Annotated in this window: 19 protein-coding genes and 2 tRNA genes; 8 read left to right on the forward strand and 13 right to left on the reverse strand. The window is 69.6% G+C overall.

The window, feature by feature from the left end; genetic code table 11:
* Positions 1–37 precede the first annotated feature (37 nt).
* The 6 genes from EIZ44_RS16360 to EIZ44_RS16385 all read right to left on the reverse strand — a co-directional run bounded on the left by EIZ44_RS16360 (position 38) and on the right by EIZ44_RS16385 (position 6,779).
* Positions 38–772, reverse strand: a complete 735-nt coding sequence (locus tag EIZ44_RS16360) for a thioesterase II family protein (protein ID WP_134729493.1) — start codon at positions 770–772, stop codon at positions 38–40.
* Between the two features lie 26 nt (positions 773–798).
* A complete protein-coding gene (locus tag EIZ44_RS16365) occupies positions 799–1,959 on the reverse strand; it encodes a sialidase family protein (RefSeq protein ID WP_134729495.1) in 1,161 nt (386 codons plus the stop codon).
* 872 nt (positions 1,960–2,831) lie between these two features.
* Entirely contained in the window at positions 2,832–3,887 is a 1,056-nt protein-coding gene (locus EIZ44_RS16370; protein ID WP_134729497.1) for an AAA family ATPase, read from the reverse strand.
* Between the two features lie 44 nt (positions 3,888–3,931).
* The gene (locus tag EIZ44_RS16375) at positions 3,932–4,969 is read right to left on the reverse strand and encodes an aliphatic amidase (RefSeq protein WP_037814141.1); all 1,038 of its coding nucleotides are present in this window, start codon (positions 4,967–4,969) and stop codon (positions 3,932–3,934) included.
* Between the two features lie 24 nt (positions 4,970–4,993).
* Positions 4,994–5,620: an AmiS/UreI family transporter gene (locus EIZ44_RS16380; RefSeq protein WP_037814139.1), complete on the reverse strand. Its 627-nt coding sequence runs from the start codon at positions 5,618–5,620 to the stop codon at positions 4,994–4,996.
* A gap of 88 nt (positions 5,621–5,708) precedes the next feature.
* Complete coding sequence (locus tag EIZ44_RS16385) at positions 5,709–6,779, reverse strand: substrate-binding domain-containing protein (protein WP_134729499.1); 1,071 nt, start codon at positions 6,777–6,779, stop codon at positions 5,709–5,711.
* A 95-nt stretch (positions 6,780–6,874) separates the two neighbouring features.
* On the opposite strand from EIZ44_RS16385, the gene EIZ44_RS16390 reads away from it, so the two are divergent.
* Positions 6,875–7,282: a MarR family winged helix-turn-helix transcriptional regulator gene (locus tag EIZ44_RS16390; protein ID WP_167754156.1), complete on the forward strand. Its 408-nt coding sequence runs from the start codon at positions 6,875–6,877 to the stop codon at positions 7,280–7,282.
* On the opposite strand, the gene EIZ44_RS16395 is transcribed toward EIZ44_RS16390, so the two are convergent.
* Positions 7,279–8,025, reverse strand: a complete 747-nt coding sequence (locus EIZ44_RS16395; protein ID WP_037814136.1) for an IclR family transcriptional regulator — start codon at positions 8,023–8,025, stop codon at positions 7,279–7,281. The genes EIZ44_RS16390 and EIZ44_RS16395 overlap by 4 nt on opposite strands.
* A 106-nt stretch (positions 8,026–8,131) precedes the next feature.
* Between EIZ44_RS16395 and EIZ44_RS16400 the strand changes: the two genes are divergently transcribed.
* Both EIZ44_RS16400 and EIZ44_RS16405 read left to right on the forward strand, forming a co-directional pair.
* A complete protein-coding gene (locus EIZ44_RS16400) occupies positions 8,132–9,253 on the forward strand; it encodes a CaiB/BaiF CoA transferase family protein (RefSeq protein WP_037814135.1) in 1,122 nt (373 codons plus the stop codon).
* Positions 9,250–10,440, forward strand: coding sequence for an acyl-CoA dehydrogenase family protein (locus tag EIZ44_RS16405; RefSeq protein ID WP_037814134.1), 1,191 nt, complete (start codon positions 9,250–9,252; stop codon positions 10,438–10,440). The genes EIZ44_RS16400 and EIZ44_RS16405 overlap by 4 nt, the downstream gene beginning before the upstream one ends.
* On the opposite strand, the gene EIZ44_RS16410 is transcribed toward EIZ44_RS16405, so the two are convergent.
* The 4 genes from EIZ44_RS16410 to EIZ44_RS16425 all read right to left on the reverse strand — a co-directional run bounded on the left by EIZ44_RS16410 (position 10,407) and on the right by EIZ44_RS16425 (position 15,797).
* Positions 10,407–11,597, reverse strand: a complete 1,191-nt coding sequence (locus tag EIZ44_RS16410; RefSeq protein ID WP_134729502.1) for an MFS transporter — start codon at positions 11,595–11,597, stop codon at positions 10,407–10,409. The two genes, EIZ44_RS16405 and EIZ44_RS16410, sit on opposite strands and share 34 nt — an antisense overlap.
* Positions 11,594–12,070 carry a carboxymuconolactone decarboxylase family protein gene (locus EIZ44_RS16415; protein WP_134663161.1) on the reverse strand — a complete coding sequence of 159 codons (477 nt, stop codon included), beginning with the start codon at positions 12,068–12,070 and terminating at the stop codon, positions 11,594–11,596. Before EIZ44_RS16415 ends, EIZ44_RS16410 begins: the two co-directional genes overlap by 4 nt.
* A 48-nt stretch (positions 12,071–12,118) precedes the next feature.
* Positions 12,119–13,504, reverse strand: a complete 1,386-nt coding sequence (gene pdxR, locus EIZ44_RS16420; protein WP_134729504.1) for a MocR-like pyridoxine biosynthesis transcription factor PdxR — start codon at positions 13,502–13,504, stop codon at positions 12,119–12,121.
* Positions 13,505–13,661: 157 nt separating this feature from the next.
* Positions 13,662–15,797 (reverse strand): phosphocholine-specific phospholipase C, encoded by a 2,136-nt coding sequence (locus EIZ44_RS16425; protein WP_134729506.1) that lies wholly within the window; start codon positions 15,795–15,797, stop codon positions 13,662–13,664.
* A 337-nt stretch (positions 15,798–16,134) separates the two neighbouring features.
* Here EIZ44_RS16425 and EIZ44_RS16430 point away from each other — a divergent pair, with 337 nt between their 5' ends.
* Genes EIZ44_RS16430 through EIZ44_RS16450 form a run of 5 tightly spaced genes read left to right on the forward strand, consistent with a single transcriptional unit; the run spans position 16,135 to position 22,647 of the window.
* Positions 16,135–16,671, forward strand: a complete 537-nt coding sequence (locus EIZ44_RS16430) for a YbaB/EbfC family nucleoid-associated protein (protein WP_043829430.1) — start codon at positions 16,135–16,137, stop codon at positions 16,669–16,671.
* 4 nt (positions 16,672–16,675) lie between these two features.
* Positions 16,676–17,008 carry a type VII secretion target gene (locus tag EIZ44_RS16435; protein ID WP_134729508.1) on the forward strand — a complete coding sequence of 111 codons (333 nt, stop codon included), beginning with the start codon at positions 16,676–16,678 and terminating at the stop codon, positions 17,006–17,008.
* Positions 17,005–21,489 carry a DUF6531 domain-containing protein gene (locus tag EIZ44_RS16440; RefSeq protein WP_134729510.1) on the forward strand — a complete coding sequence of 1,495 codons (4,485 nt, stop codon included), beginning with the start codon at positions 17,005–17,007 and terminating at the stop codon, positions 21,487–21,489. Before EIZ44_RS16435 ends, EIZ44_RS16440 begins: the two co-directional genes overlap by 4 nt.
* Positions 21,486–22,085, forward strand: coding sequence for a hypothetical protein (locus tag EIZ44_RS16445; protein WP_200864233.1), 600 nt, complete (start codon positions 21,486–21,488; stop codon positions 22,083–22,085). The genes EIZ44_RS16440 and EIZ44_RS16445 overlap by 4 nt, the downstream gene beginning before the upstream one ends.
* Before the next feature lie 31 nt (positions 22,086–22,116).
* On the forward strand, positions 22,117–22,647 hold the full coding sequence (locus EIZ44_RS16450; protein ID WP_134729512.1) for a hypothetical protein: 531 nt from the start codon (positions 22,117–22,119) through the stop codon (positions 22,645–22,647).
* A 167-nt stretch (positions 22,648–22,814) separates the two neighbouring features.
* Here the strand turns inward: EIZ44_RS16450 and EIZ44_RS16455 are convergent.
* Together EIZ44_RS16455 and EIZ44_RS16460 are read right to left on the reverse strand one after the other, a co-directional pair.
* A tRNA-Val gene (locus EIZ44_RS16455) sits at positions 22,815–22,886 on the reverse strand.
* 34 nt (positions 22,887–22,920) lie between these two features.
* A tRNA-Val gene (locus tag EIZ44_RS16460) sits at positions 22,921–22,992 on the reverse strand.
* Between the last annotated feature and the right edge of the window lie 63 nt (positions 22,993–23,055).

A 23,055-nucleotide genomic window follows, 5' to 3' on the forward strand; every position in this document is an offset into this window, starting at 1 on the left:
CCGTCACCCGGCTGACCAACCTCCCTGGACATCACAGTTAGAACCCGCTCGTGGTCAGTTTCAGCAGGGCGTCGGTCAGCGCGGCCGCGTGTTCCACCAGGTAGAAATGGCCGCCTGGGTAGGTGGTCAGGGTGAAATCCCCGGTGGTGTGGGACGACCAAGCCTGTACGTCGTCTACGGGGGCATGCGGGTCGGCGTCTCCGGTGTGGGCGTGGATGGGCGCGGCTAGCGGTCCTGGGCTTGGGCGGTACGTCTCGACAGCCGTGTAGTCCGCGCGCAGGGCTGGCAGGAACAGTTCTCGCAGTTCGGGGTCTCGCAAGACTTTCGGGTCGGTGCCTGCCAGGCCTTCGATCTCGGCCAGCAAACCGTCGTCGTCTTGGAGGTGGACTTGTTCGTTGACCAGGCGGGACGGGGCTCGGCGGCCGGAGATGACTACTGCTTCCGCTGGGGTGCCTCGCGATTCCAGGCGCAGCCCTACCTCGTACGCGAGCGTCGCGCCCATGCTGTGGCCGAACAGCACTACCGGGAGGTCCAGCCACGCCAGCAGGGCTTGGGTGACGCCGTCCGCCAGTTCTTCGATGGTGCGCAAAGCCGGTTCGGCCATTCGGTCCTGGCGGCCGGGGTATTGCACCGCCAGGACGTCGACAGTGGGGGACAGCGCCTTCGACAACGGGTGGAAGAACGGGGCCGCGCCGCCTGCGTGCGGGAGGCACACCACGCGGGCGGGGGCGTCGTCGGCGGGGTGGAAGCGGCGTAGCCACGGGTCCGTCATGCGCGCGATTTTACCGGCGACCCCTGTCAGGAAAGGGGCAAGCGGCGGAATTCGATCTTTTCGTACGCACTGGTGACGCCCGTTTCGAACAGCACTCCGATGGTGAAACGGTCTGGTTGGACCAGGTCGGAGTAGCCGGCGGGGGCGTCGGCGAGAACGGTGTACGGCTGCCAGGTTTTGCCGCGGTCTGAGCTGGTCCTGAGTTGCATTGTGCGGCGGGACGCTGGATCCGACGGGCCGGAATAGAGGAGTACGCTGCGGTTCGTTGTTTGCAGGACGCTGCCTTCTACCTTCGGGCCGGACAGGGTTGGCTGCACTTGGTACGGGCGGGTCAGGGTGGCTCCGCCGTCGGTGCTGTAGGCGTCTAGGCGGTGTTCCGGGGCCGAGCCTTGGTTGCGGCTCGAGAAATACACCGTGCCGTCGGGGAGTTCGGTGGCGGTGGTTTCGTTGGGGGCGAGGACGCCGTCAGTCGGGTCGTCGGTGAAGCCGATGTGCCAGGTGCGGCCGTTGTCGTCGCTGTAGAGGTCGTGGCCGCCGTAGTACTTGGCTTCGGTTCCCACGTCCGCGGAACCTGCGGGCGGGGCGCTGGAGTGGTTGGCGGGGACCACGATCCGCCCGGCGTGGCGGCCGTGTTTGAGGACGGTGGCGTGACCGGGGGCGGTGGCGTACCAGCGCCAGGCCGGGAGTTTCGTCGTGGCGGTGATGTCGCGGGCTGGGGTCCAGGTGCGGCCGTTGTCGGGGCTGCGTCGGACGAAAACCCGGCGGGTGTCTTGTGCGGACACGGTGCCGGACATGATGGCTTTCTCGCTGACGGGTCCGTTGTGGACAGTCAGGAGCACCAGGTCGCCGTTGCGGGCTACCGCGGGGGTCGGGTTTCCTGCGGTGGCCTCGCCGTTGCTGTCGACTACCCGCAGGTCGCCCCAGGTGCAGCCGCCGTCGTGGGAGGTTTTGGCTACGGTTTGGATCGCGCCGGAGTCGCCGGGGGAGTCGCGGCGGCCTTCGGCGAAGGCGATCAGCGAGCCGTTCGCTGCGCGGACCACCGCGGGGATGCGGAAGGTGTGGTAGCCCTCGGCGCCTGAGACGAACGGGGTCGACGACGTGCAGCTGCCGCTCGCGTGGGCGGGCGGGGTCGGGGTGAGGCTCAAGAGGGTTGCGGCGAGCGCAAGCGTGACTGTTCTCGGGAGCACCGGGGGACCGCCTCTCGCTCCGGACGTGGGATGTCCGACGTCCTATGTCCGGAGAACTTAGAGAGGCGGTCGCGCGGCGTCAAGGCTCTGGGTCGGTGGTGGTGGCGCGGGTGGGTTTCGGCTGAGGTGGTCGTGGGGTGTCGAGGCTCTGGGTCGGTGGTGGTGGCGCGGGTGGGTTCCGGTCGAGGTGGTCGTGGGGTGTCGAGGCTCTGGGTCGGTGGTGGTGGCGCGGGTGGGTTCCGGTCGAGGTGGTCGTGGGGTGTCGAGGCTCTGGGTCGGTGGTGGTGGCGCGGGTGGGTTCCGGTCGAGGTGGTCGTGGGGTGTCGAGGCTCTGGGTCGGTGGTGGTGGCGCGGGTGGGTTCCGGTCGAGGTGGTCGTGGGGTGTCGAGGCTCTGGGTCGGTGGTGGTGGCGCGGGTGGGTTCCGGTCGAGGTGGTCGTGGGGTGTCGAGGCTCTGGGTCGGTGGTGGTGGCGCGGGTGGGTTCCGGTCGAGGTGGTCGTGGGGTGTCGAGGCTCTGGGTCGGTGGTGGTGGCGCGGGTGGGTTCCGGTCGAGGTGGTCGTGGGGTGTCGAGGCTCTGGGTCGGTGGTGGTGGCGCGGGTGGGTTCCGGTCGAGGTGGTCGTGGGGTGTCGAGGCTCTGGGTCGGTGGTGGTGGCGCGGGTGGGTTCCGGTCGAGGTGGTCGTGGGGTGTCGAGGCTCTGGGTCGGTGGTGGTGGCGCGGGTGGGTTCCGGTCGAGGTGGTCGTGGGGTGTCGAGGCTCTGGGTCGGTGGTGGTGGCGCGGGTGGGTTTCGGCTGAGGTGGTCGTGGGGTGTCGAGGCTCTGGGTCGGTGGCGGTTGTGCGGGTGGGTTCCGGCTGAGGTGGTTGCGCGGTGTCAAGGCGCCGGATCGGTGGCGGTCGCGCGGACGGATCCGGCCGAGGCGGTTGCGGTGATCCGCAGCGGGGTGGTGCCGGTCGGGCGTACGCGCATGATTTCGGCGGCTACCGGGGCGGCCAGGTGGGTGCGCAGGGTCCGGCGCAGGCCGCGGGCGCCGTATATCGGGTCGAAGCCTTGATCGGCGAGGAGGTGGACGGCGGAGTCGTCTACTTGGAGATCGACGCCGCGGCGGCGGAGTCTCGTGCGCAGCAGGTCGGTTTCGAGGCGGGCTACTTGTTCGATGGTGGTGCGGTCCAGTTCGTCGAAGATCACCGTTTCGTCGATGCGGTTCAGGAATTCCGGGTCGAAGAACGACTGGAGGGCTTTGTCGACCACGGTGCGGCGGGTGTGGCCGCGGTCGAGGAGCGTGCGCCAGCGGGAACCTCGGCGGCGGGCGAGTTCCTTTGAGCCCAGGTTCGAGGTGAGGAATACGAAGCTGTTGCGGAAGGAGATTTTCTCCTGGCCGTTCGCGAGACGGAGGATTCCGTTGTCCAGTACGCCCAGGAGGGCGCGCAGAACAGTAGGGTGGGCTTTCTCCACCTCGTCGAAAAGGACGATTCCCGGGGTGTACGGATCACCCTCCACAGTGGACCGGTCGAAGACGGTGAAGGCTTCCTTGCTTCCCGCGTACCCGGGCGGAGCACCGTTGAAGGAGGCTGCGTAGTGCTCTTGGGCGAGGGAGTTCATGTCCACTCGGCACAGATCGTCCGGGCCGGAGCGCAGGGCGGCGGCGACCTGGCGGACCAGTTCGGTTTTGCCTACGCCGGTGGGGCCCAGAAGTAGAACAGTCGCGGGGGGACGGTCGGGTTCCGTCGCGCCCGCGCGGGCCAGGGTGATCGCGCGGACGACGGCGTCGATGGCTGGGTCTTGGCCCAGGACGCGGCTGCGCAGGCGTTGTGCGAGCGCTTCGGGAGTGTCCGGAGTGGATGGAGTGGACGGAGCGGGGGCGGCGGCCGGAGCGGCTGGCTGCCGGTTCCGGTTCTGGTCGTGGTACCTGTCGGTGATGAACGGCATGGTGTCCTTTCCCTGAACCGAAAAACCGGCAGCCAGCGGGGGGATCAGGCCTGCTTGGTCTTTTCCGCGGGCAGCTGGCCGACCGGGCATTCGGCCACGCCGATCGTGCTGCGCGTGATGGCCTCGACGTTTTCCTGCGCCTTCTGCGCGTCGGTGACCCACGTGCGGTAGAACTCGAACGGGCAGTCCGCGACGCCCTTGTCGCCGTCGCCGGCCGCGTGCACGCCTGAGTAACCGCGGTGCAGCAGTTTGAACAGGTGATTCTGCGACTGGTCGTACTCGCGGGCGTCCCGGATCGCCGAAAGCGACAGCTGGGCGAACTGGATGCCGTATTCTTCCTCGCCGGTTTCGCCGAGCGTCCGGCCGTCGAAACCGATGATCGAGGAGTGGCCGAAATACGAGTACACGCCGTCGAATCCGGCCGCGTTGGCGACCGCGACGTAGCAGTTGTTGGCCCACGCCATGGCTTTCGCCATCAGCACCTGCTGGTCCTTCGCCGGGTACATGTAGCCCTGGCAGCGGACGATCAGCTCGGCGCCCTTCATTGCGCAATCCCGCCAGATTTCCGGGTAGTTGCCGTCGTCGCAGATGATCAGCGAGATCTTGAGCCCTTTCGGGCCGTCCGTGACGTACGTCTGGTCGCCCGGGTACCAGCCCTCGATCGGGCACCACGGCAGGATTTTCCGGTACTTCTGCACGATCTCGCCGTGGTTGTCGATCAGCACCAAGGTGTTGTACGGCGGTTTGTTCGGGTGGTCCTCGTGCTGTTCGCCGGTGATCGAGAAAACGCCCCAGGTGTCTGCTTCGCGGCAGGCGGCGGAGAAGATCGCGGTCTCCTCGCCGGGGACGGTCGCCGCGGTGTCGTACATTTCCTGCTCGTCGTACATGATCCCCTGCGTCGAGTATTCGGGGAACACGACGAGGTCCATTCCGGGCAGGCCGCTCTTCATGCCGACCACCATGTCGGCGATCTTGCGCGCGTTGTCGAGCACCTCGGCCTTCGAATGCAGCCGCGGCATTTTGTAGTTCACGACCGCGATGCCGACCGTGTCCGGGCTCGAGGAAATGTCACCGTGTCGCATGGGATTTCTCCTTCTGGTGGAGGGTCAGGCCGCGGCCGCGGCGCGGTCGGGGACGGAGCGGGGCTGGCCGCGGAACCCGAGCACCGCGGCGAGGGCGACGAGCAGGATCGCGATCGCCGCCGCGATGAGGGCGGCGGTCGCGGTGGAGCGGTAGCCGCCGGTGAGCGCGAGGAACGCGGGCAGCGTGCAGGTCGGCTGGCTCAGCAGGACGGTCGTCCAGCCGGTGAACCGGGTCAGCTCCTCGCGGCCGAGCCCGAGCACGAGGAAGAACAGGCCCCACAGCAGGGCCCAGGACAGCCAGATGACGCCGAACACCGGATCGTCCTGCCGCCAGAACGCCAGGCCGGCGTACACGATCGCGGCGCCCGCGACGAACAGCGAGAACCAGCCGATGCCCTCGGGTTCGAGACCGGCGAGGTTCGCGATCCCGACGTACAGGTAGGTGAAGCCGAACAGGAACAGCCCGGACGCGCCGAGGATCGCTTCGGAATCCCCGTGCGCCTGGATGATCAGCACCGTCGGCGTCACGCACTGCAGTCCGCCCACGAACAGATTCAGCGCGGCGGCCGACCGCGCGGGCACGCGCCCGAGCAGCATCAGCCCGTTGACCAGCAGTACCGCCCCGACGTAGAGCAGGCCGACGTTGTTCATCGCACGCTCCTCAGTTGGTACCAGATGAAATACTGTCAAGTGAAAATAAATGGGCGGACGGCGGCCGTCAAGAGCGGAGCGGGACGGGTCAGAGCCGGGTGATCGGATCGAAGTCGCAGCCTTGCGCGGCGGCGAGGTGCACGTGCTGGGCGGCTTGCTGGCCGTGGAATTCGACGGTGCCGCGCGGTCCGTCGTAGGCGACGCCGTCGATCGCGGCGTTGAAGGCGCGCATGTCCGGAGTGCCTGCCCGGCGGGCGAGTTCGGCGAGCGTATGCAAGCCCTCGTAACAGGATTCGGCCGCGTTGTTGAGCGGCGGCGCGGCCGGGCCGTGCAGGTGGACGTAGCGGCCGAGCAGGTCCATCGCGTCCGCGGTGACGAGGGAGCGGAAGTACGCGGCGGACGCGAAGAGGTTCCGGGTCGCTTCGGCTCCGCTGGCCAGCAGCATGTTTTCTTCCATCAGCGGACTGAACCGGAGCATCTGCTCGTGGAGGCCGCGCGCGGCGAACCGGCGGTTGAACCGGACCGCGTCCTGCCCGACGAACAGCATCAGAACGCCGTCGCACGCCGAGGTTTCGACGCGCCGGACGAGCCGGGCCATGTCGCCCGAGCCGAGTCCGACGAACGCTTCGCCGACGATCTGGAGATCGAGTTCCCTTGCGTAGCGCCGGATCGCGTCCGCGGAACCGCGCGGCCACACGTAATCGTCGCCCGCCACGAACCAGGTGCGCGCGCCGCAGTTGTCGCGCAGCCACCGCAGCGCGGGCTGGATCTGCACACGCGGGATTTCGCCGGAACAGTAGATGCCGGAACGACTTTCGCCGCCTTCGTAGAGCGACGTGTACACGTACGGAACGCGATCGGCGAGGACCGGCGCGAGGGCGTTGCGGACCGAGGAAATGTGCCAACCGGTGACCGCGTCGACCTCGCCCGCGTCGACCAGCCGGCGCACGGCCGAGGCGACCTGGGCCGGGGGAGCGCCGCCGTCGACGACTTCCAGCGCGACCTCGCGGCCGAGGATCCCGCCCGCGTCGTTGAGTTCCCGGACCGCGAGTTCGCTGATCGCCTCGCACGAGGGCCCGAAAAGGCCCGCCGGTCCCTGCAGCGGGACGACCAGCGCGACGCGCAACGCGCTCGCGCGGCTGGCGACTCCGAGTCCCATGCCGGCTCCGGGCTTCTTTGCCGGTTGACTTGCTTCCATTTGAAAGTCTTACAATGCGGAGGCATTTGCGCAAGGGCGGAACGAGGGCGGGCGAGATGAGGCAGGCACAGGCGGCCGAGGCGTCGCTGATCCGCGCGCTCACCCGCACCGCACGCGCGGTCACCCTGCGGATCGAGCCGCTGCTCAAGCAGGAGGGGCTGTCGCTCGACGGCTGGCTGGTGCTGGACGCGCTCGCCGCCGGCGACGGGCTCACGATGACCGAACTCGCCGGGCACACGCTGGTCACCGGGCCGACGCTGACGCGGGTGGTCGACCGGCTGGTCACCACCGCGGCCGCGTACCGCGAGGTCGACGCGGAGGACCGGCGGCGGGTGCGGGTGTATCTCGCGCCGCGCGGACGCAGCGCGCATCAGCGGGCGACGGCCCGGCTGGCCGAGGTCGAACGCGACCTGGATCCGGACGGCGGCGTGCTGACGGCGATCGTGAGCGTTGAAACCGGTTAGAACCGGCTTTGCCACTCACGACGGTGCTGGGTAAGGACTTTGATCAGCTCGTCCTTGCGCTCGGCCACTTCGGCGTGGCTGCCCATGATCCCGACCGCGGCGACGGTCCGGCCGTCCTCCACCACGGCGACGGACACGCCGTCCGCCTCGGTCGATGCGCTCGGCGCGGCGACCAGGCCTTCGGTGCGGATCCGGGTCAGGTCCTGCACGAAGCGTTCGACCAGTTCGGCATCCGCGGGCGGCAATGCGCCGATCTGCGGCCACAGGTCCCGGTTTTCCATGGCCGCCAGCAAGATCCAGCCGGTGGACGTGCGGATCGGCGAGCGGCGCACGAAACCTTCGGCGAGATAGGCGTAGCGCGGGTCGTGCGACGCGTAGTCGACGTAATAGAGGTCGCTGCCCACCATGATCGCCAGCACCGCGGTCATCCCGGTTTCCTCGTGCAGCGCTTCGAGGTCCTCGTGCGACACCGTGGTGACGGTGGGGCGGCCGACGAGGCGGACGAGCAGGAACGGTGCCGGGCCGAGGGAGTAGCGGCGGTCGTGCTCGTCGAGGTAGCCGGTGGCGACGAGGCCGTTGACCAGGCCCTGGATCGAGCTCATCGGCGCGTCGAGCTCGCGTGCGAACTCGGTGAGCGTGACCCCGTTCCGGGAGCGCGCGGCCCGCTCCAGGATGGTCGACACCCGGTCGATCATCCGGTGGTGCGGCCTCGGACGGCCGTCCGGCGTGGGGTGCGTCGGCATCGGTGCTTTCTCTCCTCGGGTGATCGGGAACTCTACCCGGACCTGCAGGTTGCGTAAATACGTATTTCGATGCCAGTATGCGTAGCGAGGAGGTGCGCTCGTGAGCATGCCACTGGACGGTGTCGTCGTCGCGGATTTCAGCCGGGTGCTGGCCGGTCCGCTGGCGTGCGTGAACCTGGCCGACCTCGGGGCGACGGTGATCAAGGTCGAACGGCCCGGCTCCGGGGACGACACGCGCGGCTGGGGACCGCCGTGGACCGCGCACTCCAGCTCGTACTTCGAATGCGCCAACCGGTCCAAGCAGTCGGTCGTGCTCGACCTCGGCGATCCGGACGACCTGGTGCTGGCGCGCGAACTCGCCCAGCGCGCCGACGTGCTCGTGGAGAACTTCCGGTCCGGCGCGTTGCAACGGCGCGGGCTCGACTACGAATCCGTCCGCGTGGGTAATCCCGGCGTTGTGTACTGCTCGGTTTCCGGCTTCGGCGGCGACGCGGACCTGCCCGGCTACGACTTCCTCGTGCAGGCCATGGGCGGTCTGATGAGCGTCACCGGCACCGACGAACCGGCGAAGGTCGGCGTCGCGCTGGTCGACGTGCTCGCCGCGAAGGACGCCACCATCGGCATTCTCGCCGCGTTGCGAGCCCGCGAGCAGACCGGGCGGGGGCAGCGGGTCGAGGTGAATCTGCTGTCCAGTCTGCTCGGTTCGATGGCCAACCAGGCTTCCTCGTATCTCACGACCGGACGCGCGCCGCAGCGGATGGGCAACGCGCATCCGTCGATCGCGCCCTACGAAACGTTGCGTTGCAAGGACGACGTGCTCGCGTTGGCCTGCGGCAACGACGGGCAGTTCCGCAAGCTCGCCGAGGTGCTGGGCGCTCCGGAGCTGGCCGACGACGAGCGGTTCGCGACGAACGCCGAACGCGTGCGCAACCGTCCGGAGCTGCGCGCCGCGCTCGAACGGCAGCTCGGCGCCGACACGGTGGCGGCGTGGGCCGCGCGGCTGACCGAGGTCGGCGTGCCCGCCGGTGCGGTCGGCGATCTCGCGGACGGGTTCAAGCTCGCGGAATCGCTCGGCCTCGCGCCCACCGTGCCGGTCGGCGACTCGCCGCCCCAGGTCCGTCACCCGATCGGCTATTCGGAGACGCCGGTCGCCCGCTACACCGCCCCGCCCCGGCTGGGGCAGCACAGCGACGAGATTCGCCGCTGGCTCGCAGAGGAGAAGAAATGAGCGCCACGAAGTCCCTGCCGCCGCTGGATCCGCGCGACCCCGCCGGGCTCGGCGACCTGTTCACCGAAGACGAGAAGGCGATCGCGGACGCGGTCCGCCGGGTCTGCGCCGACCGGATCGACCCGTACGTCGGCGACTGGTTCGAGCGCGGCGAACTGCCCGACGTCCGCGGTCTCGCCAAGGACCTCGGCTCGCTCGGGGTGCTCGGCATGCACCTGGAGGGCTACGGCTGCGCCGGGATGTCGGCGACCGAGTACGGCCTGGCCTGCCTGGAGCTGGAAGCGTCCGACTCGGGCATCCGCTCGCTGGTGTCGGTGCAGGGGTCGCTCGCGATGTTCGCGATCTGGAAGTGGGGTTCGGAGGAGCAGAAGCAGCAGTGGCTGCCGTCGATGGCGGCGGGCGAGGCGATCGGCTGCTTCGGGCTGACCGAACCGGACGCCGGCTCGGACCCGGCGAGCATGCGCACCCGCGCGCGGCGCGACGGCGACGACTGGATCCTCGACGGCCGGAAGATGTGGATTACCAACGGAAGCGTCGCCGACGTCGCCGTGGTGTGGGCGCAGACCGACAAGGGCGTGCGCGGCTTCGTGGTGCCCACGGACACTCCGGGCTTCTCGGCGCCGGAGATCAAGCACAAGCTGTCGCTGCGCGCTTCGATCACCAGCGAGCTTGTCCTCGACGGCGTGCGGCTGCCCGCGGATGCGGTGCTGCCGGAGGTCACCGGGCTGAAGGGGCCGTTGAGCTGCCTCAACGAAGCCCGCTTCGGCATCGTCTGGGGCTCGGTGGGCGCGGCGCGTTCCTGCTTGCAGGCGGCGATGTCCTACGCCGAGGAGCGCACGCAGTTCGGGAAGCCGATCTCCGCGTTCCAGCTGACGCAGCAGAAACTTGTCGACATGACGCTCGAGTACACGAAGGCGTTGCTGCTCGCGATCCACTTGGGACGGCGCAAGGACGCCGGGGTGCTGCGGCCGGAACAGGTGAGCCTCGGCAAGCTGAACAACGTCCGCGAGGCGATCGAGATCTGCCGCACCGCGCGCACGATCCTCGGCGCGAACGGGATTTCGCTGGAGTACCCGGTGATCCGGCACATGAACAACCTCGAATCGGTGCTCACCTACGAGGGCACCGTCGAGATGCACACGCTGGTAGTGGGTCAGGCGATCACCGGGCAGTCGGCTTTCCGCTGAGGGCTCCGCCGCGGCACGGCCATGGCCGCCAGTCCGGCGGCCGCGGCCAGCATCCCGAGCCCGGCGAGCGTCCAGCCGAGGAAGCCGAACGTCAGCACGAGCGGGACCAGTACGATCGGTCCGGTGATGCGCGCGAGCGCGGTGCTGGTGGCGAACAGCGCTTGGTACTGGCCCTGATGTCCTTCGGGGGCAAGGCTGAACGCGAGATGCCAGGCACCGGCGGAGGCGGTCGTTTCGGCGAGGGTGAGCAGGAGCGCGCCGACCAGGGCCAGGACTACCGGGTGTGCTGAAGCGCTGAGCGAGCCGAAGACGGAGCAGGCGGCGATCAGGAAGATCCCAGCCACGGCAAGGGATCGGCGTGCGGTGCGGGCGTCGCGGACCTGGCGGCTGATCGGCAGTTGGAGCAGGACGACGAGGACGGTGTTGGCCAGCAGCACCACCGCTGACGTCCATTGTGGAGCGGAACTGCGCGTGACTATCCACAGTGGAAGCGTCACGCTGAGGATCGGCATGGTCAGCTGCGTGATCGCGGCCAGCAGCGTCAGAGTGACGTAACGGCGGTCGCGCAAGGCTGGCCAGCCGGTCTGGCGTTCGGTGGGTGCGTCCGGTCCGGCGTGCAGGTACAGCGCGGTGGCGAAGACGAACAATCCGGCGTCGACGAGGAAAACGGTGACCGCGTTGGTGCCGGCGGCCAGGACGAGCGCGCCGACGCCGGAGCCCGCGCCGATGCCGATGTTGACGGCGGTGTGCAGCAGGGCGCGGGCCCGGACGCGGCCTTCGGGAGCCACCACCGTCGCGACGACGGCTTGGCGGCCCGCCGCGAGCGCGCTCTGCCCGCAGGCGAAGAGCGCGCACGCGGCGATGTACAGCGGAACAGTGTGCGCGACGGCGAACAGCAGCAGGCCCGCGACCGAGGCGACGGTCGCCGCGGCGAGTGCGCGGCGGGCACCGATCCGGTCCAGCAGCGTTCCGAACGGAACGGTGGTGGTCAGGCTCGTCGCCGCGCCGAGCGACAGCCCGAGCGCCACGATTCCGGCCGGCAGGCCGACCCTGGTGGTGAAGTGGACGGCGGACACGGCCAGTACCGCGCCGTCGCCCGCCGAGGTCAGGGCTTGGGCGGTGGCGATCCGCCGGATCGCCGTGCGCGTGCTGGTCATGCCGGGCTGACCGACCAGCACCGGGTCGAGACGCCGACCGTGTTCCACATGTTGATGGCGGTGATGAGCGCGATCAGCGCGGCCGCGCCTTCCTCGCCGAATGCCGCGACGGCCTCGGAAACGGTCGACTCGGGCACGTGCGTTTCGGAGAGGCGCGTGACGTCCTCGGTGAGCGCGAACGCGGCCCGCTCGGCAGCGGTGAACAGGCCGGATTCCGCCCAGACCGCGAGAGCGTCGACCCGCTGAGCGGTGACGCCTTCCTTGCGCGCGGCCTGCGAGTGCATGTCGACGCAGTAGGCGCAGCCATTGATCTGGGACGCGCGGAGGCGGACCAACTCGCGCAGGCCCGGGTCGATCTCGGCGTGGTCGAGCTGCTGGGTCGCGGCGTCGTCCAAAGTGCTCATCGCACGGGAGAAAATCGGGGCCAGCGCGTCGAAATCGAGGCGCTGGGGGATCGGGATCGTCGTTGTCATGGACCTAGATTAGGTCTCGAATGGTCCGGGTTCCCGGCCAATCTGAAGCTAAGAACTCAGACCATTTGCCAGCGCGTCGGCGGCCAAGGCGAGGGCGCGCGTGGCTCGGGCGGACGACACCGCGCCGTAGCCGATGACGACTCCGGCGCGGTCCGGGTTGCCGCCGGGGGCGCGGTAGTCGGCGAGTCCTTCGAGGGCGACGCCGAACTGGCGGGCGGCGGCGAGCGCCCGTTCTTCGGCCGCGGCGTCCGGGAGTTCGACCAGGCATTGCAGACCCGCGGCGAGGCCGCCGGGCCGCAGGTCCGGAGTGCGTTCGGCGAGGAGCTGGGCGAACAGTTCGCGACGCGTCCGGAACGTGGCGCGGCGGCGGCGGACGGCACGGTCGTACTCGTGGGAATCGAGGAAACGGGCGAGGACCTGCTGGTGCAGACCGCTGGGCGTGACGCCGCTGAGGCTTCGCTGCCGGAGCAACTCGGGGAGGAGGTCGGGCGGGGTCACGGCCCAGGCGACGCCGACGGCCGGGGCGAGGGCTTTGCTCGACGTGCCCAGGTACACGACTCGATCCGGCGCGAGGGCTTGGAGTGCGCCGATGCTGCGGCGGTCGTAGCGGAATTCGCCGTCGTAGTCGTCTTCCAGGATCAGCGCGTCGCGCGCGTTCGCCCATTCGACGGCGGCCCGGCGGCGTTCCGGGGAGAGCGGGACGCCGGTCGGGAACTGGTGGGCCGGGGTGAGGAAGACCGCGTCGGCCTTCGTGCCGTCGAGGTCCGCGCCTTCCGCGTCCACCGGAATCGGGACGATGTCCAAACCGGACTCGGCGATGATGCGCCGGTGCCGTTCGTGCCCGTACTCCTCGACGGCGATCCGCTTGCCGCCGCGCGCGCGAATACTGCGGCAGGTCAACGAAAGCAGGTCGCCGAAGCCGCTGCCGATCACGATGTCCCCCGCGGTGACGCCGCGCGTGCGGGCCAGGTATCCGGCGAGAGTGTCGCGGAGTTCGGGCACTCCCTCGGGCGGTGCGTAGGCGAACGCGGAGACCGGCATTTCCGACAGCGCCCGCCGGGTTTGCGCGCTCCATTGGCTGCGCGGGAAGTCTCCGGCGTCGGCGAGGCCGCCGCGAAGTTCGTACTCCGGCGGCGATTGTTGTTGCGCGGCAGCTGGTTGTGCCTGCCGGGGGAACCCGGCGATCCACGTTCCGGCACCGACGCGGCTTTCCAGCCAGCCTTCGGCGGCGAGTCGCGAGTAAACCTCGGAGACGGTGCTGCGGGCGATGCCGAGGTCGGCGGCGAGTGCGCGCGAGGCGGGCAGCCGGGTGCCCACCGGGAGACGGCCGTCGACGACCGCGGCGCGCAACGCCGTTTCGAGCGCGTGCGCTGGGCGCGTGGTGGACACGGGCAGGTAGAGGTCGAGCCCGTCGGCCGCCGATGCGCGCTTCATGGCCGGACTTTAGCCGCTTCGTCAGCGGAGAGCCTGCACGATCCGCCCGCGCCGGGCGTGGCCCGGCTCAAGCGACGAAGCGATCGGCACGCGGAAACGCCCGGCCAGGACTGCCCGGCCGGGCGTTTCCATTACGCGCGAACGTGTGCAGCGGTGATCATCGCCGCGGGCCGGGGTCGCTGAAGCTCGGCCGGCCGGTCTCGTTGTGTCCGGCGAACCGGCGCAGGTAACCCGGCGCGGCCGGGTCGGTCAGCGAGATGTCGAACCAGCCGAACGCGGACGCGGTTTCGCACGGCACCCGGCGGGTTTCTCCCGGGCCGAGCACGATCGTGCGGGCGGCGCCGCGGCTGTAATCGTTGCGCAGCTTGAGTTTCCGGCGCTGTCGGCCCGGGTTCGTGACGGTCAGGGTCAGCAGTGGGGCACCGTAATTGTTCGTGGACACCGAAACCTCGGGTTCGGTGGTGTCCGCGGTGGTGCCGGTGAACTGCGCGAGGTAACCGTTCGCGCCGGTCACGCGCAGGTCGTACTTGCCGTGCTCGTCGGTGCCCGGTGCGCCGTCCCAGGTGTCGGTGAGGGTGTCGTGCGCGGCGACCGTGTAGCGGCGGGGCGAGTCGCCGTGCGCGTAGACGTAGAAGTGCGCGCCCACGGTGCCGTCGTTGGTGAACCGCACCGAAACCGAGTGCCCGTCGCGCTTTCCGGCGAGCGCGGTGGTGAACCGGTACGGCAGCGCCCGTGCGGGACGGACGCCCGGCTCCTGCTTCGGCATCGCCTGCGGCAGCTTCACCGAGAACGGCTGGTTCTTGCTCGGCAGCGGGGCGGGCGTGGGCGTGACGACCGGTTTGGTCTGCGGGCGGGAGAAGTCGAACGCCGAGGTGAGGTCGCCGCAGACGGACCGGCGCCACGCGCTGATGTTCGGCTCCGCCACGCCGAACCGGGCTTCCAGGAAACGCAGCACCGACGTGTGGTCGAAGGTTTCCGAGCAGACCCAGCCGCCGCGCGACCACGGCGACACGACGAACATCGGCACCCGGGAACCGAGCCCGGCCGGGTGCTTGCCGGCCAGCCGGTGGCCGCTCGGGCCGGTTCCGGTGCTCGGGCGCAGCTTGTCGAAGTCGAGGAACTCGTCGGCGAGGCTGGCCGAGAGCGCCCGCGACACGAGGCCGTCCGTGCCCGGCTGGTTCAGCAGCGGCGGCATCGGCGGGACGACGTGGTCGAACAGGCCGTCGTTCTCGTCGTAGTTGACGAAGAAGACGGTCTTGCTCCACACCTCGGGGTTCGAGACCAGCGCGTCGAGGACGAGGTTCAGGTAGTACGCGCCGTCGCTGGCGGACGCGGCGGCGTGCTCGCTGTACTTGTACGGCGGGACGATCCAGGTGACCTGCGGCAGCTTCCCGGCCTGCACGTCGGCGCGGAACTCCTTGAGCGTGTGCGTCGAAACGCCCTGCTCGACCAGCGGGCCGGACGCGCCCTCCTGCGGGTGGTACTGCGCGAAAAACTCGAGGGAGTTGTCGGTGTAGTTGTCCGTCGGCTCGCCCGGGATGCCGCTGCCGCCCTGGTAAAGCTTCCAGGTGACGCCGGCCTTCTGCAGCCGCTCGGGATAGGTGGTCCAGGTGTAGCCGTTGGTGTTCGCGCGCTCGTCCAGACCGGGGCCGTTCGCCTTGGTGCCGAGCCGGTTCTGCGTGTCGATGGTGCCCGACCAGAGCATGATCCGGTTCGGCGCGGTGTCGGCGGGAACCGAGCAGTGGTAGGCGTCGCAGATGGTGAACGCCTCGGCCAGCGCATAGTGGTAGGGCAGTTCGGAACGCTGCTGGTAGCACATGGTGAACACGTCCTGCTTCTCGTTCACCCAGCCGTCATAGCGTCCGCCGTTCCAGAGCGGCTCGCCGCTGCCCCAGCTGTGGTCGGTGCCGGCGATGTGCTCGCTGGTGCGCAGGGCGTCGAGCGGGAACGGCAGCACGTACTCGGCGTCGTCGGGAAGGCCCCGGCCGTTGTAGCGGGAGGTGCGCGTCTTCGCCGGCGGCTGGTAGAACACCGGCCGCCCGTTGGGCAGCAGATGCGGCCGCGGGTCGCCGTAGCCGCGCACGCCGCGCATGGTGCCGAAATAGTGGTCGAAGGACCGGTTCTCCTGCATGAGGACGACGACGTGCTCGACGTCCTCGATGGTCCCCGACCGGCGGGCCGGTTCGACCGCGAGCGCCTTCCCGATAGACCCGGGCAGCAGCCCTCCGGCCGCCGCCCCGGCGAGCGAAGCGCCCGCCATGCCGAGAAAGTTCCGGCGACTCGTACCCGCCATGTCGTGTTCCTCCATGTGCTCGCGGCGAGACAACGGTCGCCCGGATTTACCGGCCGCCGCTCGCCCGGGGGAGATCATGAACGAGCCGAGTGTCCCGGATCTGGCGCGCGGATGAATACTTCCGGTTCGCCGCGACCGCGCCGGATCCCGGCAATCCGGACGCCGCCCGCCCGCCATGCCGATGAGACGGACTGCCGGGCATTCCGGGCAAACGGCGAGTTAACCGCTCATAACGGCTCGGCTATTCGAGCTAACTTGCCCTGCGCGAACCATGTGCCTCGAACGCCGGTGGTTTCCTCTGGTGGGTCCGAAAACCGGGGGAACGGGGGATGCGGGGATGAGCGATCCGCTGTCCGGTGACGCCGGCGACGCGGCGGCGCGCGTGGACCGGATGGTGGCCGAGGCGAAGCAGAAAGCCCAGCGGTACCAAGCGATGCAGGCCGCGGTCGGGCAGGTCTCGGTGACCGAGACGGGCAAGGACGGTCTGGTCACGGTCACGGTCGACTCCGCGGGGAACGTGACCGATCTGCGGATCACCGATCAGGTCCGGGAGTGCTCCGGGGCTCAGGTCGCCGCTGCGGTGCTGACGACTTTGCGGCGCGCGCAGGCGCGGTTGCCGGACCGGCTCGGCGAGGTCATGGCGGAGACGATCGGCGACGACCGGCAGACGATGGACACGATCGTCGGCAACTACCGGGCCAAGTTTCCCGAGCCGGAGCCGGAGGAACCGGACCCCGGCGAGGACCGCAACGTCCGGAATCTCGGCGGCCTCGAAGAGGAATCCGCGCCGAAGCCGCCCCCGGTGCGCAGGCCGCCCGGCGACTCCGACGACGGCGACGACGGCTTCGGCCAGTCCTTCATGACACGGGGATGATCCGATGGCAGGTGACGGTTCCGGCGGCTACGAGGTCCATCCGGACGATCTCGCCAAGCACGCGCAAGCGGTGGAGCAGGTCGGCAAAACGCTGGGGCAGGCGTTGGCCGCGGCGGAGCAGGTGACGGTGGGGGTGCAGGCGTACGGCCTGATCACCGGGCCGTTGTTCGTGCCGATCGTGCTCGCGGTGAGCGCGCCCGGGCTGGCGACGCTGGCGTTGGCGCAGCAGGCGATGGGCCAGGTGGCGCAAACGGTGAACCAGGCCGTGACGACGTATCAGACCGCTGAGCAGAACCACACGCAGACCATCAACGGCCTCGGGAAGAAGCTCTCGTGAGCAACCCGTTGGTGGCGCAGCGGCAGGACTCGACCACCTGGCACAGCGGGATCAACGTCCTCGACGACGCCGCCGGGGTGTACGACGGGGTGCAGTCCGGTTCGTGGATCGAAGGCGGGATCGCCGCGCTCGGCACCGGCCTGGACATGCTGACCATGGCGATGAACCCGGTCGGCACGCTGATCTCCTACGGGCTGAACTGGCTGATCGAGCACGTCAAACCGTTGCAGGACGCGCTGAACCAGCTGGCGGGCGACGGCGACCAGATCTCGGCGTACTCGCAGACCTGGAAGAACGTCGGCCAGGCCACGCAGCAGGCGGCGAAGGATCTCGCCGCGACCGTGCAGAAGGACACCGCGAACTGGAAGGGCGCGGCGGCCGACGCGTACCGGGCCAATATCGGCAAGAAGATCGACCACATCAACGCCGCCGCGACGTGCGCGAACACGATCAGCACGGTGGTGGAGGTCGTCGGCGTGATCACCGCCGCGGTGCGCTGCCTGGTCCGCGACATGATCACCCAGGCGGTCGGCGACTTCATCCAGGACGCGCTGGAGGAGGTGTGCTCGCTCGGGCTCGGCACGCCGGTCGTGGTGGCACAGGTCGTCGAGCAGGTGTCGGCGTGGCTGGAGAAGATCGGCGCGCTGATCAAGAAGCTGATCAACTCCGTCGAAAAGCTGCGGCCGCTGATGTCGAAGCTCGAAGAGATCTTCGCGTCGATCAAGAAGGTGCTGGCCGAACTCCACGGCGGACGGGGCGAAGCCGGCGACGCGACCCACGTGTCGTCGGCCGAGGATCCGCACACTTCCCCGCACGGCAAGGAACCCGGCGGCGACGGAACGCAGGCCGCGCACGCCGACGATCCCGCTGCCGCGCCGGACGGGCACACCTCGCCGAGCGAGGCGCGCACCGGGAATCCGGACGGCGAGGGCTCGGTGCACGAGAACGGCGAGCCGCGCAAGGACGGCCGCTCCAACGACGGGAAATGCGAGGGCGGCGACCCGATCGACCTGGCCACCGGCGACATGCTGATGGTGCAGACCGACGTCGAACTCCCCGGCGCGCTGCCGCTCGTGGTGACCAGGGCACACCTGTCCTCCTACCGCGCCGGCCGGTTTTTCGGCCCGTCCTGGGCCTCGACGCTGGACGAGCGGCTCGAGTCGGACGGCACGCGGATCTGGTACGCCGCCCCGGACGGCGTGTTGCTGGCGTACCCGGTCCCGCCCGAGGACGGTTCGCCGGTGCTGCCGGAGGAAGGCGCGCGGTGGCCGCTGGCGCGCACGCCGGACGGCGGCTACGCGATCGACTGCCCGGAACTCCGCCGTACGCTGAGTTTCTCGCCCTCGCACCAAGCCGGCGCGATCACCGTGCTGCCGCTCGCGTCGATCGCCGACCGCAACGGCGACCGGATCGACGTCGACCGCGACGAGAACGGCGTCCCGACTCTGCTCCGGCATTCGGGCGGGTACCGGATCGCGGTGGACAGCGGCAACGGGCTGGTGACCGGGCTTCGCCTGCTCGGCCCGGACGCCGGGGCCGGGATCGACCTGGTGCGCTACCGCTACGACGACGCGGGCCGGCTGGCCGAGATCCTCAACTCCTCGGGTCTGCCGGTCCGGTTCGAGTACGACAGCCACGGGCGCGTGGTCAAGTGGACCGATCGCAACGACCGTTGGTATGCCTACGTTTTCGACGAACTCGGCCGCTGCATCCGCACCGACGGCACCGGTGGCGCGCTGGCCTGTTCCATCGGCTACGACTCGGCGGCCCGGACGACGACCTACACCGATTCGCTGGGACAGGTCACGACCTACCACTTCAACGACGCGTGGCAGCTCGTCCGCGCGGTCGATCCCTTGGGACACACGGTCGTCACCGAGCGGGACCGGTACGACCGGCTGTTGTCGCGCACCGATCCGCTCGGGCAGACGACGCGCTTCCGCTATGACGAGGACGGCAGGCTGATCGCCGTCACCGACCCGGACGGCCGGACCACGACCGCCGAGTACGACAGCGACGGCCAGCCGGTCGTGCTGACCGGGCCGGACGGGACGGTGTGGCGCAACGAGTACGACGAACGCGGCAATCTCGCCGCCGTCACCGATCCCGCGGGAGCAGTCACCCGGTACCACCTCGACAGCCGCGGGCATCCGGCCGGGCTGACCGACGCGCTCGGCCAGACCCGGCGTGTCGAATCCGACGCGGCGGGCCAACCGGTCGCGGTCACGGATTTTCTCGGCGCGACCACCCGCTACACCCGGGATGTCTTCGGCCGGATCAGCACGGTCACCGATCCGCTCGGCGGGATCACCCGGTTCTCCTGGACGGTCGAAGGCAAGCTGCTGTCCTGCACGCAGCCGGACGGGACCACCGAACACTGGCGGTACGACGGCGAGGGCAACGAGATCGCTTACGTCGACGCGCTCGGCCAGACCATCCGCACCGAGTACACCTTTTTCGACTCGCCGTCCGCGAAGATCGACGTCGACGGGTCCCGGCTGGAATTCGCGTACGACACCGAACTGCGCCTCCTGTCGGTTACCGGCGCCCGCGGCCGGGTGTGGCGGTACGACTACGACGCGGTGGGCAACCTGGTTTCGGAAACCGACTTCGGCGGGCGGACATCGTCCTATGCCTACGATCCGGCCCGCCAGCTGATCGCGCGGACGAACGGAACGGGCGAAGTCATGACGTTCCGCCACGACGCGCGGGGGAACGTCATCGAGAAGAGCGTCGGCGGCCGGGTCACGACGTACGAGTTCGACGCGGCCGATCAGCTGGTCCGGGCGGCCGGGCCGGACGCCGAACTGGTCCTCGAGCGGGACGCGCTCGGCCGGGTGCTCAGGGAAAGCTGCAACGGCCGGGCCGTCGAATCGGGGTACGACCTGCTCGGCAGGCGGATCCTGCGCATGACCCCGGCCGGGGTGCGGACCGGCTGTGAGTACAACGGGAACGACCAGCCGGTGGTGGTCCGCACCGACGGCCATACGGTCCGGCTCAGCTACGACGCGGCCGGTCGCGAGGTCCGCCGTCAGCTCGGCGGCGGCGCGATGGTGAACCAAAGCTGGGACGCGAACCATCGCCTCGTCGGGCAGCAGGTCACCGACGCCTCCGCCCGGTCGCGTCAGCGGCGCGCCTACCACTACCGCGCGGACAGCGTCGTCACCAGTATTCAGGACCAGCTCGCCGGCGCCAGGCAGTACGACCTCGACCGCTGGGGACGCGTCACCGCGGTGCGCGGGGCCGGATGGACGGAACGCTACGCCTACAACGAATTCGGCGATGTCAGCAGCGCCGAGTGGCCGGATCAGGACCCTGCCCCGCAGGGCGGTCGCGAATACGCGGGCGTCGTCCTTCGCCGCGGCGGCGCCGTGCATTACCGGCACGACGCGCAGGGCCGGATCGTCGAACGTTCCAGCCGCACGCTTTCCGGGCAGCGGCGGGTCTGGAGCTACACCTGGGATTCCGACGACCGGCTGACCGGCGTGACGACCCCGGACGGGACCAGGTGGCGCTACCGACACGATCCGCTCGGGCGGCGGATCGCCAAGGAGCGGCTCGGCCCGGACGGCGTGAGCGTGGCCGAAGAAACCGTTTTCGCCTGGGACGGCGTGCATCTCGTCGAACAGAGCACTCGTGCCGTCGACCGTCCGGACGTGACGACCACGACCTGGGACCGCGACGGGGTGCGTCCGGTGAGCCAGGTCGAACGCCGGACGGCGGCGGACGCTCCGCAACATGTGGTGGACGAACGGTTTTTCGCGATCGTCACCGACGTGCTCGGCACTCCCACCGAACTGGTGGACGAGAGCGGCGCCGTCGCGTGGCACGCGCGGCGCACCGTGTGGGGCGTCACCAGCCGGGCCCCGGACTCGACCGCCGACACGCCGCTGCGGTTCCCCGGACAGTACTTCGATCCCGAAACCGGCTGGCACTACAACTACTTCCGGCATTACGACCCGGCCACCGCGGAGTACGCCAGCGCCGACCCGCTCGGTCTCGCCGGCGGTCCGAACCAGCGTTCGTACGCGATCAACCCGATGGCGTGGCTGGACTATCTCGGATTGCTGACGTGCAAGCAGAACGCCGCGATCCTGCGCAACAACATGGCGGCCGAGGGGCGCGCTCCCGCGCCGGGGGAGGCGGCGGCGCACATCGTGCCGTCGGGCGGGACCAAGAACCAGTGGGCGTGGGGCGCGAAGAGCCGGGATCTGCTGGACGCGCACAAGGTCGACATCAACGACCCGGCGAACGGCATTCCGCTGGGGCATCCGACGCCGCACAATTACACGCACCGCGGCGGGTTCCACGAGAAGGTCTACAACCGGCTGCAGGGCGTCGTCGCACAGGGCCAGGCGCGCGGTCTCAGCCAGACCGCGATCGGCGGGCTGCTGCGGAACGAGTTGCGCGGCATCGGGAAATCGGTGCTGGGCGAGCTTTCCAGCGGCGCGCCGGGGCCTGGGGCATACTGGACCGCGTGATGGCCGACATCCCACGTGGCCGGGCGGTGTGCCGCCTGCTGCCGAGCGTGAGCGAAGCCCGCGGGGAGTATCGCGCGCTGACCATCGGGGGCGAACTGACGAAGGTCGTCCGCTGGATGCTGTCGGGCTCTCCGGACGACTATCCGCGCGGGATCGTCGCGGAGTGGGTCGGCGACCCGGGCTGGCGGCCGGTCGAGTTCTCGCCGGGCGCGGACGAGGCCCCGATCGTCGGCCGCCGCGTCGCCGACGAGTTCCGCGCCGATTTCGAGGCCTCCGGAAGCTTGCTGCCGCTCATTGTCGACGGCAAGGAAAGCGACGAGTGGTTCCTCTTCCTCGTCGAGCAGGTCGTCGACTGCCTGGATCTCGGCGAGTCGTCCGAGCCGGAATGGGACGGGGTGATCCGGAAATCGGTGTTCCGCCCCGACGCGGTGCCCTCCGGCCTCCCGGTTTTCCGGGTTCCGCAGTCGACCAAGCTCTACTGGAACGAATGGGCGGCCGACCGCCTGCGGACCCTGGCCGCTCCCGACGTGGAAACCCGCCTCATCTGGTCGGCGGACCCCACCAGAACCCCGCACCCCGACCCCTGGAGCTTCTGACCGGCCAGGCCGTGCTCGAAGGACGCACGAAGTGACGACGCTGCGAGCCGACCTGACCGCCTTGTTCGCGGCCGCCGAGCTGACCGACGTCGAAGTGGACGCCGCGATCGCGGACGAGCACGTCCGTTCCGCCGCCTACCGCCGCGTCATCGCGGCGGACAGCATCGACCCTCGAGAGCTGGCAGCAGTGCTGGCACGGGACCCGGAACCACTGACAGCCAAGACCGCAATAGTGAACCTGCTCGACCACATCGCAGAAAAAACCGCAGACCCGACCAAATTCCAGCAACAGGCGGCAGACATCGTCACCGAAGCAGACCGCCTAGCACCGCCAAACGACCGCGCGTTCGTCCGCCAACGAGTACGAGACTGGCAACTGTGGCTGGACACCGAAAACGGTCAGCCCCCGGACGCCGCCGCCCTGTCCGCAGCGAGCGACTGGATGCAGCGACGCTTAGCCGACTTCTCCGCGTCCCCGCAGACCCTCGCCCTGCTAGCCGAACACGCCCGCACGAAGAAAACCCGCCACACCGCCGCAACCAAAACAAACCCCCGCGCCTGACCCACACCGGCACCAGCACCGACAAGACCGACGGAACCACGCGCTTTGGGGGGTCCGGGGGGCGAAGCCCCTCCGGGCGGGGCCTGGGGGTTGCACCCCCAGAAAACACCTCGAGGCGAGGAAGGCCCGCGCGTTGTGCGGGCATACCTCGCCTCGAGATCCGAGCGTGGGCGATACTGGGATCGAACCAGTGACCTCTTCGGTGTGAACGAAGCGCTCTCCCCCTGAGCTAATCGCCCGTTGTGCAACGCACCAGCCTGGGGTGGACTGGAGTGCGCGATACTGGGATTGAACCAGTGACCTCTTCCGTGTCAGGGAAGCGCTCTCCCGCTGAGCTAATCGCGCTTGCTGCTGTGCAACGTGTCGTAAACATTAGCGGATGCCTCGGCGAGGTCGCACGGGGGGCCC

This window comes from Amycolatopsis nivea (genome assembly GCF_004522235.1).
GTDB classification, from domain to species: Bacteria; Actinomycetota; Actinomycetes; order Mycobacteriales; family Pseudonocardiaceae; genus Amycolatopsis; species Amycolatopsis nivea.

Bases quoted from the DNA above. Each gene is read 5' to 3' on its own strand.
- EIZ44_RS16415 (WP_134663161.1), bottom strand. From the start codon at position 12,070: ATGACAACGACGATCCCGATCCCCCAGCGCCTCGATTTCGACGCGCTG.
- EIZ44_RS16435 (WP_134729508.1), top strand. From the start codon at position 16,676: ATGGCAGGTGACGGTTCCGGCGGCTACGAGGTCCATCCGGACGATCTC.
- EIZ44_RS16385 (WP_134729499.1), bottom strand. From the start codon at position 6,779: ATGGGACTCGGAGTCGCCAGCCGCGCGAGCGCGTTGCGCGTCGCGCTG.
- EIZ44_RS16375 (WP_037814141.1), bottom strand. From the start codon at position 4,969: ATGCGACACGGTGACATTTCCTCGAGCCCGGACACGGTCGGCATCGCG.
- pdxR (WP_134729504.1), bottom strand. From the start codon at position 13,504: ATGAAGCGCGCATCGGCGGCCGACGGGCTCGACCTCTACCTGCCCGTG.
- EIZ44_RS16430 (WP_043829430.1), top strand. From the start codon at position 16,135: ATGAGCGATCCGCTGTCCGGTGACGCCGGCGACGCGGCGGCGCGCGTG.
- EIZ44_RS16395 (WP_037814136.1), bottom strand. From the start codon at position 8,025: ATGCCGACGCACCCCACGCCGGACGGCCGTCCGAGGCCGCACCACCGG.
- EIZ44_RS16425 (WP_134729506.1), bottom strand. From the start codon at position 15,797: ATGGCGGGTACGAGTCGCCGGAACTTTCTCGGCATGGCGGGCGCTTCG.
- EIZ44_RS16370 (WP_134729497.1), bottom strand. From the start codon at position 3,887: ATGCCGTTCATCACCGACAGGTACCACGACCAGAACCGGAACCGGCAG.
- EIZ44_RS16360 (WP_134729493.1), bottom strand. From the start codon at position 772: ATGACGGACCCGTGGCTACGCCGCTTCCACCCCGCCGACGACGCCCCC.
- EIZ44_RS16380 (WP_037814139.1), bottom strand. From the start codon at position 5,620: ATGAACAACGTCGGCCTGCTCTACGTCGGGGCGGTACTGCTGGTCAAC.
- EIZ44_RS16400 (WP_037814135.1), top strand. From the start codon at position 8,132: ATGCCACTGGACGGTGTCGTCGTCGCGGATTTCAGCCGGGTGCTGGCC.
- EIZ44_RS16410 (WP_134729502.1), bottom strand. From the start codon at position 11,597: ATGACCAGCACGCGCACGGCGATCCGGCGGATCGCCACCGCCCAAGCC.
- EIZ44_RS16405 (WP_037814134.1), top strand. From the start codon at position 9,250: ATGAGCGCCACGAAGTCCCTGCCGCCGCTGGATCCGCGCGACCCCGCC.
- EIZ44_RS16390 (WP_167754156.1), top strand. From the start codon at position 6,875: ATGAGGCAGGCACAGGCGGCCGAGGCGTCGCTGATCCGCGCGCTCACC.